The 12,278-nt window shown below is 40.7% G+C and carries 12 protein-coding genes; 4 read left to right on the forward strand and 8 right to left on the reverse strand.

The window, feature by feature from the left end; all coding sequences use genetic code 11:
• Window positions 1-22: 22 nt before the first annotated feature.
• The 3 genes from HMPREF1117_RS09820 to HMPREF1117_RS09830 all read right to left on the reverse strand — a co-directional run bounded on the left by HMPREF1117_RS09820 (window position 23) and on the right by HMPREF1117_RS09830 (window position 3,219).
• The gene (locus HMPREF1117_RS09820; protein WP_000158734.1) at window positions 23-598 is read right to left on the reverse strand and encodes a cysteine hydrolase family protein; all 576 of its coding nucleotides are present in this window, start codon (window positions 596-598) and stop codon (window positions 23-25) included.
• Window positions 598-1,386 carry a GTP-sensing pleiotropic transcriptional regulator CodY gene (gene codY / locus HMPREF1117_RS09825; protein ID WP_000940741.1) on the reverse strand — a complete coding sequence of 263 codons (789 nt, stop codon included), beginning with the start codon at window positions 1,384-1,386 and terminating at the stop codon, window positions 598-600. Before codY ends, HMPREF1117_RS09820 begins: the two co-directional genes overlap by 1 nt.
• A 255-nt stretch (window positions 1,387-1,641) precedes the next feature.
• Window positions 1,642-3,219, reverse strand: a complete 1,578-nt coding sequence (locus HMPREF1117_RS09830; RefSeq protein WP_000671104.1) for a DEAD/DEAH box helicase — start codon at window positions 3,217-3,219, stop codon at window positions 1,642-1,644.
• Between the two features lie 329 nt (window positions 3,220-3,548).
• Between HMPREF1117_RS09830 and HMPREF1117_RS09835 the strand changes: the two genes are divergently transcribed.
• The 4 genes from HMPREF1117_RS09835 (at window position 3,549) to HMPREF1117_RS09850 (ending at window position 8,298) form a co-directional block, all read left to right on the forward strand.
• The gene (locus HMPREF1117_RS09835) at window positions 3,549-4,865 is read left to right on the forward strand and encodes an FAD-containing oxidoreductase (RefSeq protein WP_000958932.1); all 1,317 of its coding nucleotides are present in this window, start codon (window positions 3,549-3,551) and stop codon (window positions 4,863-4,865) included.
• A 98-nt stretch (window positions 4,866-4,963) separates the two neighbouring features.
• Window positions 4,964-6,307, forward strand: coding sequence for a lipid II isoglutaminyl synthase subunit MurT (murT, locus tag HMPREF1117_RS09840; protein ID WP_001050224.1), 1,344 nt, complete (start codon window positions 4,964-4,966; stop codon window positions 6,305-6,307).
• Window positions 6,307-7,089 carry a lipid II isoglutaminyl synthase subunit GatD gene (gene gatD, locus HMPREF1117_RS09845; RefSeq protein ID WP_000263186.1) on the forward strand — a complete coding sequence of 261 codons (783 nt, stop codon included), beginning with the start codon at window positions 6,307-6,309 and terminating at the stop codon, window positions 7,087-7,089. Before murT ends, gatD begins: the two co-directional genes overlap by 1 nt.
• Before the next feature lie 126 nt (window positions 7,090-7,215).
• Complete coding sequence (locus HMPREF1117_RS09850; protein WP_000040948.1) at window positions 7,216-8,298, forward strand: M24 family metallopeptidase; 1,083 nt, start codon at window positions 7,216-7,218, stop codon at window positions 8,296-8,298.
• 36 nt (window positions 8,299-8,334) lie between these two features.
• On the opposite strand, the gene HMPREF1117_RS09855 is transcribed toward HMPREF1117_RS09850, so the two are convergent.
• The 5 genes from HMPREF1117_RS09855 to HMPREF1117_RS09875 form a co-directional block, all read right to left on the reverse strand.
• On the reverse strand, window positions 8,335-8,796 hold the full coding sequence (locus HMPREF1117_RS09855; protein WP_000814987.1) for an ECF transporter S component: 462 nt from the start codon (window positions 8,794-8,796) through the stop codon (window positions 8,335-8,337).
• A complete protein-coding gene (locus HMPREF1117_RS09860; protein WP_000794799.1) occupies window positions 8,774-9,547 on the reverse strand; it encodes a bifunctional hydroxymethylpyrimidine kinase/phosphomethylpyrimidine kinase in 774 nt (257 codons plus the stop codon). The genes HMPREF1117_RS09855 and HMPREF1117_RS09860 overlap by 23 nt, the downstream gene beginning before the upstream one ends.
• Complete coding sequence (truA, locus tag HMPREF1117_RS09865) at window positions 9,537-10,286, reverse strand: tRNA pseudouridine(38-40) synthase TruA (protein WP_000199181.1); 750 nt, start codon at window positions 10,284-10,286, stop codon at window positions 9,537-9,539. Before truA ends, HMPREF1117_RS09860 begins: the two co-directional genes overlap by 11 nt.
• A 97-nt stretch (window positions 10,287-10,383) precedes the next feature.
• Window positions 10,384-11,535 (reverse strand): MFS transporter, encoded by a 1,152-nt coding sequence (locus tag HMPREF1117_RS09870; RefSeq protein WP_000808689.1) that lies wholly within the window; start codon window positions 11,533-11,535, stop codon window positions 10,384-10,386.
• A 112-nt stretch (window positions 11,536-11,647) separates the two neighbouring features.
• Complete coding sequence (locus tag HMPREF1117_RS09875; RefSeq protein ID WP_000066171.1) at window positions 11,648-12,277, reverse strand: Pr6Pr family membrane protein; 630 nt, start codon at window positions 12,275-12,277, stop codon at window positions 11,648-11,650.
• Between the last annotated feature and the right edge of the window lies 1 nt (window position 12,278).

The following is a 12,278-nucleotide window of genomic DNA, read 5'->3' on the forward strand; positions in this document are numbered from 1 at the left end:
ATTTTTCATTTCATCAACCAAATTACTCTGAAATTTCATTTAGATTTTCATCTACTAGCTTGGCTCCAAGTGTATTTTTGAAATGTCCTAGGGCAAATTGATGGTTTTCAGGCCAGATAGAAGCAACCGCTGGCTTGACAATCTCAATCTCATACCCTAGATTATAGGCATCTATAGCTGTGTGCAGGACACATATATCCGTCAAAACTCCTGTTAAGATAACTGTAGAAATTCGACGCTCTCTCAAACGGATATCCAAGTCAGTCCCTGAAAAAGCTGAGTAATGACGTTTATCCATCCAAAAGACACGACTATCTGAACCATGCTCTTGATAAAAAGTCTCCAAATCTCCGTATAAATTCCGTCCACTAGTCCCTATCAGATTATGAGGAGGAAATAGTTTACTTTCTGGATGGAAACAATCGTTTTCTTCGTGAGCATCGATAGTAAAGAAGATATAATCTCCGCGTTCAAAAGCTAATCGAGTCACCTTGCTAATAGCTTCTGAAATTGCCTGAGCTGGAGCGCCTGCTGTCAATTTTCCACTATCTGCAACAAAATCTTCTGTATAATCAATCGAAATTAAAGCCTTTGTCATTAGTAATCTCTTTTCTTCACTTCTTCAAAAATATCTGAAATCAAGACCTTAAGATAGGTTCCCTTCATTCCAAGCGATCGACTTTCAATAATCCCAGCGGACTCAAGTTTACGAAGCGCATTTACAATCACTGAACGTGTAATCCCGATACGGTCTGCAATCACTGAAGCTGTTAATTGACCTTCGTTTCCATTTAACTCAGCTAAAATAGCTGATACAGCACGTAATTCTGAGTAGGAAAGGGTATTAACCGCCATCGTGACTGCTGTCCGACGACGAATATTTTTTTCATCTTCTTCACGTTGGAAGTTTAGGAGTTGAATACCAACAACGGTACTTGCAATCTCAACAAGAATCAAGTCCTCATCGTCAAATTGTTTATCATTACGCCAGATAATAAGAGAACCAAGACGAATCCCCGATACATGGATAGGGGCAATCGTTGTCAATCCATCAGGAAAATCTGATCGGCTCTCTACAGGAAAGATACTCAAATCGTGATCTACAGTCAGGTTGGCCTCTGTGTCGTAAATCATGTTGGCTCCCTGAATATAGACTTCAGGGAAAATCTTAGTTTGGAAAAACTGCTCTACACGGTCTGTGTTAGTTTTATAGCGCATGAAGTATCCCAACAGACGTCCCTTACTACTCACAATACAAGCATTACAATCAATAATATCTGCTAATTGACGCATAATGGCATTGTAAGGCAATTCATCCTGCAACCGTTCCTCAGAACGTTTCAAAATAGATGTGATTTTTCGTGTTTTTTCTAATAAATGTGCCATTTTTCACCTCGTATTTAATCGCTTCCATTATAACATAAAGACCTTGAATTTTCAATTATTATCTGAAAATTGCTTATTTAATTGCAATTTAAAAAAACAAGAATATTTTAACTAAATTTTCTAATTATCTATTGACAAGTTAGATATTTTTTTGTATGATGATATTATAAGAAGATAATATAACTATTTTATTTATCCTTCTTTCAAAATTCGGTCTCCTTATATAAAAAAGCGATTCTAGTGAATCGCTTTTTCTTATTTATCACCCTTATTACGAATAACAAAGCCTGTCTTCTTCTCACTTGAAGTGTTGTGAGGTTTTTTATTGTCTTTATTACGATAACGTCTGTCTTTATCAAAACGATCGTTGCCACGACTTCCTTTTTTAAAATCATCACGACGACCACCACGACGGTTGTCTCCATGGCGATTATCACGACGGTCATCTCCACGACGACCTCCCTTACCTTTACCTCCGAAGCCATTACCTGATGGTTTAAACGGTAGTGGTTTTTCACGCGCGATCTCAACTTCAGGTAGACTATCTGGATCTTGAACAGTCAGACTCAAGATATACATGGCCAACTCTTCTGGAGTAAATTCGGCAGCTAGCTTACGAGCATCCTTACCAAATTTCTCAAAGTTGGCACGAATAGTCTCATCTGTAAAATCACGTTCGATTTTCTTGATAGCTACGTGTTTTTTTGCTTGGAAGGCTTCTTCTGCACTTGCAGGTTTGAGACCTTTCATGCGTTTCTTAGTCAAGTTTTCAATGATTTGGAGGTAGCCCATTTCATTTGGTGATACGAAAGTAATAGACTGACCTGACTTACCAGCACGACCTGTACGACCGATACGGTGAACATAACTTTCAGGATCTTGAGGAATATCGTAGTTATAGACATGGGTCACACCTGAAATATCCAACCCACGCGCTGCAACGTCTGTCGCAACCAAAACATCAAGATTGCCATTTTTAAAATCACGAAGGACACGAAGACGCTTGTTTTGGTCTAGGTCTCCATGAATTCCTTCTGCACGGAAGCCACGGATTTTAAGACCACGAGTCAATTCATCTACACGGCGTTTTGTACGACCAAATACGATAGCAAGCTCAGGCTGTTCCACATCCATAAGACGAGTCATTGTATCAAATTTTTCTTGTTCTTTAACACGAATATAGTATTGGTCAACCAATTCTGTTGTCAATTCCTTAGCTGCAATCTTGACATGCTCAGGTTCTTTCATGAACTGAACACCGATACGTTTGATGGCATCTGGCATAGTTGCTGAGAAAAGTAAGGTTTGACGGCTTTCAGGAACACGGGAGATGATAGCTTCAATGTCTTCAAGGAAGCCCATGTTAAGCATTTCATCCGCTTCGTCAAGGATAAGAGTTTCAATATCTTGTAATTTCAAGGCCTTGCGTTTAATCAAGTCCAAAAGGCGACCAGGTGTTCCCACCACTATATGGGCACCAGATTTAAGAGCCTTAATTTGTTTTTCAATGCTTGATCCGCCATATACTGAACGGACTTTAACTCCCTTACTACGACCAAAACGGAAGAGTTCTTCTTGACTTTGGACAGCTAATTCACGAGTCGGAGCAATCACCAAGGCTTGGATAGTTGCATCTTCTGTATGAATTTTTTCAAGAGTTGGTAGACCAAAGGCAGCAGTTTTACCTGTACCAGTCTGGGCTTGACCAATCACATCTTTGCCTTCTAGAGCCAATGGAATGGTTTGCTCTTGGATAGGACTGGCTTCTACAAAACCAGCTTTTTCAATCTCTGCTAGCAAATCAGCAGACAAGTTTAATTCATTAAATTTCACGTTATTCTTCTTTCTAAAGGTGGTGCGAAGCCACCCTATAGGGCTTAGTTTATACTTTTCTTTTTATGACGTATTTTCATATACTGGATATAAAATCGTGTTGCTTCTTTTCCACAAAAGAAAAGTACTGTTTTCTCTGCAACCTATCTAGTATAACACAAGACCAGAGCAAAAGATAGTTAAATCCGTCGATAAAGTCATGTAAACGATTTTTCTAAGAAAATGAGACTAAAATACCAACCATTTCATAAACTTTTTTAAAGCGTAGCAGAATTGTGCAAAAGTTTTTTTCTTGTGCTAGAATGAAATGCGAATAGGAGGAACTCTAAATGTTAACTTATGATTTAATCGTTATCGGATTTGGTAAAGCTGGTAAAACACTAGCTGGTAAATTGGCTTCAGCTGGCAAAAAAGTTGCCCTCGTTGAACGTAGCAAGGCTATGTACGGTGGAACTTGTATCAACATTGGTTGTATCCCAACTAAAACTTTGCTGGTTGCTGCTGAGAAAGACTTGTCTTTTGAAGAAGTCATTGCTACCAAAAACACTATCACTGGTCGCCTCAACGGTAAAAACTATGCGACTGTTGCTGGTACAGGCGTGGACATCTTTGATGCGGAAGCTCACTTCCTTTCAAATAAAGTCATCGAAATCCAAGCTGGTGATGAAAAGAAAGAACTGACCGCTGAAACAATCGTCATCAACACTGGTGCTGTTTCAAACGTCTTGCCAATCCCTGGACTTGCTACAAGCAAAAACGTCTTTGACTCAACAGGTATTCAAAACTTGGACAAATTGCCTGAAAAACTTGGAGTTCTTGGTGGAGGAAATATCGGTCTTGAATTTGCTGGTCTTTACAACAAACTTGGAAGCAAGGTTACAGTTCTAGACGCCTTGGATACTTTCCTACCTCGTGCAGAACCTTCCATCGCAGCTCTTGCTAAGCAATATATGGAAGAAGACGGTATTGAATTGCTTCAAAATATCCGCACTACTGAAATCAAAAACGATGGTGACCAAGTGCTCCTCGTAACTGAAAACGAAACTTACCGTTTCGACGCCCTTCTCTACTCAACTGGACGCAAACCAAATGTAGAACCACTTCAACTTGAAAATACAGATATTGAACTAACTGAACGTGGTGCTATTAAAGTAGACAAACATTGTCAAACAAACGTTCCTGGTGTCTTTGCAGTTGGAGATGTCAACGGTGGCCTTCAATTTACTTACATTTCACTTGATGACTTCCGTGTTGTCTACAGCTACCTTGCTGGAGATGGCAGCTACACTCTTGAAGACCGTCTCAATGTACCAAATACTATGTTTATCACACCTGCACTTTCACAAGTTGGTTTGACTGAAAGCCAAGCAGCTGATTTGAAACTTCCATACGCCGTTAAGGAAATTCCTGTTGCAGCAATGCCTCGTGGTCACGTAAATGGAGATCTTCGCGGAGCTTTCAAAGCTGTTGTTAATACTGAAACAAAAGAAATTCTTGGAGCAAGCATCTTCTCAGAAGGTTCTCAAGAAATCATCAACATCATCACTGTTGCTATGGACAACAAGATTCCTTACACTTACTTCACAAAACAAATCTTCACTCACCCAACCTTGGCTGAGAACTTGAATGACTTGTTTGCGATTTAAGTTGAAGTCTCATCTTAACCAACAGCCCTCTTGGGGCTGTTTTTGCTTCTGCGAAATCTCAAATCCGTCTTTTCCCTCTTTTGTGATATAATAGAAACATGAATTTAAAAACGACTTTTGGGCTCCTTGCTGGACGTTCTTCTCACTTAATCTTAAGCCGTCTTGGCCGTGGGAGTACCCTTCCAGGAAAACTCGCCCTTCAATTTGATAAAGATATTTTACAACACCTTGCTAGGAACTACGAGATTGTCGTGGTCACTGGAACCAACGGAAAAACCTTGACAACTGCCCTCACTGTTGGTATTTTAAATGAGGTTTATGGTCATGTTTTGACTAACCCAAGTGGTGCTAATATGATTACAGGGATCACTACGACCTTCTTGACTGCCAAATCCTCTAAAACTGGAAAAAACATTGCAGTATTAGAAATAGACGAAGCCAGTCTTTCTCGTATCTGTGACTACATCAAGCCCAGTCTTTTTGTCATTACCAATATCTTCCGTGACCAGATGGACCGCTACGGGGAGATTTACACAACTTACAAGATGATTTTGGATGCCATTCGAAAAGTTCCAACCGCTACTGTACTTCTCAATGGAGATAGTCCACTTTTCTACAAACCGGATATTCCAAATCCTGTGCAGTATTTTGGGTTTGACTTAGAAAAAGGACCCGCTCGAGAAGCTCACTACAATACAGAGGGTATTCTCTGCCCTTATTGTCAAGGTATCCTCAAGTATGAACACAATACCTATGCAAACTTGGGTGCCTATATCTGTGAAGGCTGTGGATGTAAACGTCCAGATCTCGACTATCGCTTGACAGACTTAGTTGAGTTAACCAATAATCGCTCTCGCTTTGTCATTGACGGCCAAGAATACGGTATCCAAATCGGCGGACTCTATAATATCTACAACGCCCTAGCTGCAGTTGCCATCGCCCGTTTCCTCGGCGCAGATTCGCAACTCATCAAACAAGGATTTGATAAGAGTCGTGCTGTCTTTGGACGCCAGGAAACCTTCCATATCGGGGATAAGGAATGTACTCTGGTCCTCATTAAGAATCCTGTCGGTGCAACTCAGGCGATTGAAATGATTAAGCTAGCTCCTTATCCATTTAGCCTATCTGTTCTCCTCAATGCCAACTACGCTGACGGTATTGATACCAGCTGGATTTGGGATGCTGACTTTGAGCAAATTACTGAAATGGACATCCCTGAAATCAACGCTGGCGGTGTTCGGCATTCTGAAATTGCCCGTCGCTTACGTGTCACAGGCTATCCAGCTAGTCAAATCACTGAAACAAGCAACCTAGAGCAAGTCCTTAAAACCATCGAAAATCAAGAATGTAAACATGCTTATATCCTTGCAACCTATACTGCTATGCTTGAATTCCGCGAACTACTGGCTAGTCGGCAGATTGTTAGAAAGGAGATGAATTAATGGTTTATACTTCACTTTCCTCAAAAGATGGCATCTATCCATATCAACTCAACATTGCCCACCTCTATGGAAATCTCATGAATACCTATGGGGACAATGGAAACATCCTCATGCTCAAGTATGTAGCTGAAAAGCTAGGTGCTTATGTAACAGTTGACATCGTTTCTCTCCATGATGATTTTGATGAAAATTACTATGATATCGCCTTTTTCGGTGGTGGTCAAGACTTTGAACAAAGTATCATTGCTAGTGATTTACCTGCTAAAAAAGAGAGCATTGACAACTACATTCAAAACGACGGTGTAGTTCTTGCTATCTGCGGTGGCTTCCAACTACTGGGGCAATATTATATTGAAGCTTCAGGAAAACGTATTGAAGGGCTAGGAGTTATGGGTCACTATACCCTTAACCAGACCAATAATCGCTTTATCGGCGATATCAAGATTCACAATGAAGACTTCGATGAAACCTACTATGGATTTGAAAATCACCAGGGCCGTACCTTCCTCTCAGACGATCAAAAACCGCTGGGACAGGTGGTATATGGAAATGGAAATAACGAAGAAAAAGTCGGAGAAGGGGTTCATTACAAGAATGTCTTTGGTTCCTACTTCCACGGACCTATCCTATCTCGCAATGCCAATCTAGCTTATCGCCTTGTTACCACTGCCCTCAAGAAAAAATATGATCAAGACCTTGTTTTACCAGCCTATGAAGATATTCTCAGCCAAGAAATCGCTGAAGAGTACAGTGACGTGAAAAGCAAGGCTGACTTTTCATAAAGACAAAGCCATACTCAAAAGAACTCCACTAAATTGTTGGGGTTCTTTTTACCTATTCTTTTACCCTTCTCCCTTGCATTTTCTCTCATTTTTTGCCAAAATAGAGGGGTAGAAAGAAGGTAGCATATGTCTAAATTACAACAAATCGTAACATATCTTGAAACTGAAAAACTAGACGTCGCTGTCGTATCTGACCCCGTCACAATCAATTACCTCACTGGCTTTTACAGTGATCCCCATGAACGCCAAATGTTTCTTTTTGTCCTAGCAGATCAGGAACCTCTCCTCTTTGTCCCAGCCCTTGAGGTTGAGCGTGCTACTAGCACTGTTTCCTTCCCAGTTGTGGGCTATGTAGATTCTGAAAATCCATGGCAAAAAATGAAACATGCCCTTCCACAGCTTGACTTCAAACGTGTCGCTGTTGAGTTTGACAATCTCATCTTGACCAAATATCATGGCTTGAAAATAGTCTTTGAAACTGCTGAGTTTGAAAACCTCACACCTCGTATCCAACGCATGCGCCTCATCAAATCTGCTGACGAAGTGCAAAAAATGATGGTTGCAGGTCTCTATGCGGACAAGGCTGTTAATGTTGGTTTTGATAATATTTCTCTTGATAAGACAGAGACAGATATCATTGCTCAAATCGACTTTGCCATGAAACGTGAAGGTTATGAAATGAGTTTTGATACCATGGTCTTGACTGGCGATAACGCTGCAAATCCACACGGTATTCCAGCAGCTAACAAGGTTGAAAATGATGCTCTTCTCCTCTTTGACCTGGGTGTTCTAGTTAACGGCTATGCGTCAGATATGACTCGTACAGTCGCTGTCGGAAAACCTGACCAATTCAAGAAAGATATTTACAACTTGACCCTCGAAGCCCAACAAGCTGCTCTTGACTTTATCAAACCAGGTGTGACTGCTCATGAAGTAGACCGCGCTGCCCGTGAAGTCATCGAAAAAGCTGGTTATGGTGAGTACTTCAACCACCGTCTTGGTCACGGAATAGGTATGGATGTCCATGAATTCCCATCTATCATGGAAGGAAACGACATGGTCATCGAAGAAGGCATGTGCTTCTCTGTTGAACCTGGTATCTATATCCCTGGTAAAGTAGGTGTCCGTATCGAAGACTGTGGTGTTGTTACCAAGGATGGCTTTGACCTCTTTACAAGCACCAGCAAAGACTTACTTTATTTTGATTAAATCTACACAAAAAAGTTAGCTCAAATAGCTAACTTTTTACTTTATCTTCTTGATACTTTGGTTCAAAATAAATCCGACAACCATTCCCACGATATTTTGCATGAAATTTGGTAAAATTTCTGGTAGAGCTGCAGCCCAGCCATTCATCAATGTAGAACCCAAGGCGTAACCTCCTACCATGGCAATCGTTGCTAAGATAAGGCCTAACCACTGAGTTTTTCCTTTAAATCCTGCGAAAAATCCCTGCAAGCCATGGTTTACCAGACTAAAGAACATCCACTGAGGATAGCCTGATAAGAGGTCAATGAGGAATCCAGCCAATCCTCCAACAATAGCCCCTTCACGACTACCAAAGTAAAAGGCCGTAAAGAAGACACCCGCATCTAAAAGAGTTAGAATGCCTGTCGGTGTTGGAATTTTTAAGAAATAACCTAGAACCACAGAGAGGGCGGTTAATAGGGATACAAGGGCGATTTTAGTTGTTTTGGTTTGCTTCATATTGTCTTACTCCATACTGATCTGCTTGTGCAATGGCACGGTAAACGAAAGCCTTAGAGCTTTCTACTGCTGGTAAAAGTTCATCACCTTTGACTAGGTGACTGGCAATGCTAGAGGCAAAGGTACAACCTGCACCAGCATTTTGCCCTTGGATAACAGGATTTTCTAGGACTGTAAAGTTTTGTCCATCATAAAAGACATCCACAGCCTTGTCCTGACTAAGGCGATTGCCTCCCTTGATAATGACTGCTGGCGCTCCTAAGTCATGCAATTTCTGAGATGCAGTTTTCATGTCTTCCAAGGTTTTAATTTCCTGACCTGCCAATAATTCTGCTTCAGGAAGATTAGGCGTAATCACACTGACATAAGGGAAAAAGCGAATCAATTCTTGGCAGAGTTCACTTACAGCTACGTCGTGTGTTTCCTTGCAAACCAAGACAGGATCCAGAACCACAGGCACTCCTGGGCGTTGTTTGATAAAGTCCAAAGCCTTCTCAGCCACACTGACAGTAGGAAGAAGACCAATCTTAATTCCCCCAAACTCCACATCACGCAAGCTATCTAATTCATGTTGAAAAATGGCATCGTCAGTTGGAAAGACTTCAAAGCCCTTTTCCGTCAAGGCTGTCAAACAAGTCACTGCTACAAAACCATGCAAACCGTTCATGGTATAGGTAGCCAAATCAGCGGACAAACCACCACCACTAAAAATATCATTTCCAGAAAGTGCTAAAATACGATTATTCTTCATAAGTAATCTCCTTCAAATATAGACCATTTGGGGCTGCAGTGGGACCTGCAAGCTGCCTGTCTTTTTTCTCCAAGATCAGGTCAATCTGCTCCACTGGCATACGATTATTTCCGATTTTGAGCAGTGTCCCCACCATATTGCGAATCTGCTTATACAAGAAACCATTTCCTGAAAAGGTAAAAGTCAAAAACTGGCCTGTCTCATCAACCCTGAGACTAGCTTCTGTAATGGTGCGAACCTTATCCTCCACATTAGTCCCAGAGGCTGTAAAACCTGTAAAATCATGTGTTCCCTCTAGCATTTTGATTGCCATCTGCATCCGTTCCACGTCAAGCGGATAAGGAAAGTGAGTAGCATAGTGACGGCGCATGGGATTTTTAGGACGCCCCCTATCCACGATAAACTCATAGGTCTTGCTGTGCTTAGCATAACGACAATGAAAATCATCCGCCACGATCTCAATCGAAATCACATCAATATCTTCAGGGGACTGGGTGTCCAAGGCAAAGCGAAGTTTTTCCTCATCCATTTGATAGGGCAAGTCAAAATGAATCACCTGTCCCAAAGCATGAACCCCACTATCAGTCCTACCAGCACCGTGAACAGTGATTGCTTTCCCTTTATTGAGTCTCGTCAAGGTTTTTTCAATTTCTTCCTGAACACTACGCGCATGAGGCTGGCGCTGAAAACCAGCAAAGGCGTAACCATCATAGGAAATAGTTGCTTTGTATCTTGTCATAACTTCTATTTTATCAAGAAATTAGTCTATAAACAAGGTCCTAAAACAAATACTGTATGGGTACAAAAATCCTAAAAAGAAAAACTTAGAACCAATCCTAAGCTCTCTTTTGAAGTAGGTACATGACAAAGATAGAGGTTACAATCAACCAACCTCCTAAGATACTAAAGACCAACATTCCATTTTGTGTTAGTAACCCAATTGCACTTAGAACGAATGGGGTCGTAAAGGCTCCGAAACTACAGCCTAATACAGCAAATGAAGTTGCTTGATTGAGGAGTTTAGCTGGAATTCTTTCAGAGACAAGTTGAAAGACCGTCGTCAAGGCTACACTGTAGGCAAAACCAGCCAGAATGCTTCCTGCCACTACCACCCACAAGGATGGAGAGAGGGCAATCACGATTTGCCCTAAGCCGAAGGTAATACCAGACCAGAGGAGCAGTTTCTCTTTAAAGATAGAAATCAAGAAAGAAAAACTCACACCAGCCACAATCCCGATCAACTGCATGACACTAAGGACAAAACTAGATAACTGGGCATCTCCAAGTCCTCTTTCCACCATCAAACTTGGAATACGAATAGTAATAGCCGTATTGGTACAAACTACAACCGCTGCTTCAATAGCTAGGATAAAAATCAAGCCTTTCATTTCCTGAGTTAAGCGACTTGCTTCCTTCTCCTTTTTCTTGATTTCTTTCTTTTCCTTTCCATAAGGGACAAAGAGCAGATAAAGGGTCAGCACCAAAAATCCAGCACTATAGGCTAAGAAAGTAGCTGTCCAACCAAAGGCCAACAACTGACCGACTGCCAAGGTAATGAGAGAAGCCCCAACGACCTCTGCAGAACCACGTAGCCCTAACATCTGAATTCGCGTTTTTCCTTGATAGCGTTCACTGATAATGGAAATAGCCTTGGCATTAATCATCCCAACACCCAAACCAAAAAGAATCCGTGTTCCAAAGACAAAGGGATAGGCTTGATACCAAAAGGGTGCTGTTCCACTCAGTGATAAAATCAGCAATCCTAAACTAATCTGTAATCGCTCAGGAAATATTTTTTCTAAAAAACCATTTAGTAGTAACATGATCATGATTCCAAAGGATGGCAAGCTCGCCAAGAGTTCAATTTGTTCCTTAGGATATCCTTGGTAATAGTCAAACATGGCTGGTAAGGCACTCGAAATGGAAAAGGAAGTAATTAAAACGAGGGATAGTGCGAGAATACTAGCCCTTTCTAAAAATTGTTTCATGAAATCTCTTTCTATTTTTTCTCTTCATCAACTATTAAAACCAATGTATGAAAAGAAGAAGTCTCATTTACTGACAGACTCCTTCCTAACCGACAAAAGTTTTTCGTATATTTTAAGATGATTTTCTCTTGATTTGCTTGATAAAGTAAAAGACAAATCCTGCCAACATATAAGCGACAAAGATAATGGCACACCACTTGATAACCACGTCCCATCCTTTAGCTACATTCAAAAAGAAATAGGGAAAGGGGCTAACCTTAGAATTTGGGATATCCAATTTCAAAACCAAGCCATTAAAAAGAGCAAAAATCATATAAAGTAGGGGTAAAATTGTCCACACAACTGGATCCCAAATCTTGTATTGCCCCTGTTTATCAAAGAAAAGAGTATCTGCAAAAAACCAGAGAGGAACAATATAATGGCAGAGGAAATTTTCTAGAGTATAGAAATTAGTTGCGATAGGTGCCAAGAGAAAATGATAAATCACACAGGTAATCATAATACTCATGGTGACACCACCCTTTAAACGCAAAAGAGTTGGACTTTGCCAATTTTCACCATCACGCTTCATAACCCTTAACAGATAGAGGATAAAAATCGCTACTAAAAGGTTGGATAGAACCGTATAATAGAGAAGCATCCCAAAGCCACCACGGTTAACAATTTCAAGATAGACGCCAGTAAAAGCCGCTAGAAACAAGAAGATACGACTATAAAAAATAAATTTAAATTTATTAGACATG

This window comes from Streptococcus sp. SK643 (assembly GCF_000259505.1).
Lineage (GTDB): Bacteria > Bacillota > Bacilli > Lactobacillales > Streptococcaceae > Streptococcus.

What these genes read in the sequence shown, in the direction of transcription:
- HMPREF1117_RS09820 (WP_000158734.1), bottom strand. Translation starts at nt 598, where the DNA reads ATGACAAAGGCTTTAATTTCGATTGATTATACAGAAGATTTTGTTGCA.
- codY (WP_000940741.1), bottom strand. Translation starts at nt 1,386, where the DNA reads ATGGCACATTTATTAGAAAAAACACGAAAAATCACATCTATTTTGAAA.
- HMPREF1117_RS09835 (WP_000958932.1), top strand. Translation starts at nt 3,549, where the DNA reads ATGTTAACTTATGATTTAATCGTTATCGGATTTGGTAAAGCTGGTAAA.
- murT (WP_001050224.1), top strand. Translation starts at nt 4,964, where the DNA reads ATGAATTTAAAAACGACTTTTGGGCTCCTTGCTGGACGTTCTTCTCAC.
- gatD (WP_000263186.1), top strand. Translation starts at nt 6,307, where the DNA reads ATGGTTTATACTTCACTTTCCTCAAAAGATGGCATCTATCCATATCAA.
- HMPREF1117_RS09850 (WP_000040948.1), top strand. Translation starts at nt 7,216, where the DNA reads ATGTCTAAATTACAACAAATCGTAACATATCTTGAAACTGAAAAACTA.
- HMPREF1117_RS09855 (WP_000814987.1), bottom strand. Translation starts at nt 8,796, where the DNA reads ATGAAGCAAACCAAAACAACTAAAATCGCCCTTGTATCCCTATTAACC.
- HMPREF1117_RS09860 (WP_000794799.1), bottom strand. Translation starts at nt 9,547, where the DNA reads ATGAAGAATAATCGTATTTTAGCACTTTCTGGAAATGATATTTTTAGT.
- truA (WP_000199181.1), bottom strand. Translation starts at nt 10,286, where the DNA reads ATGACAAGATACAAAGCAACTATTTCCTATGATGGTTACGCCTTTGCT.
- HMPREF1117_RS09870 (WP_000808689.1), bottom strand. Translation starts at nt 11,535, where the DNA reads ATGAAACAATTTTTAGAAAGGGCTAGTATTCTCGCACTATCCCTCGTT.
- HMPREF1117_RS09875 (WP_000066171.1), bottom strand. Translation starts at nt 12,277, where the DNA reads ATGTCTAATAAATTTAAATTTATTTTTTATAGTCGTATCTTCTTGTTT.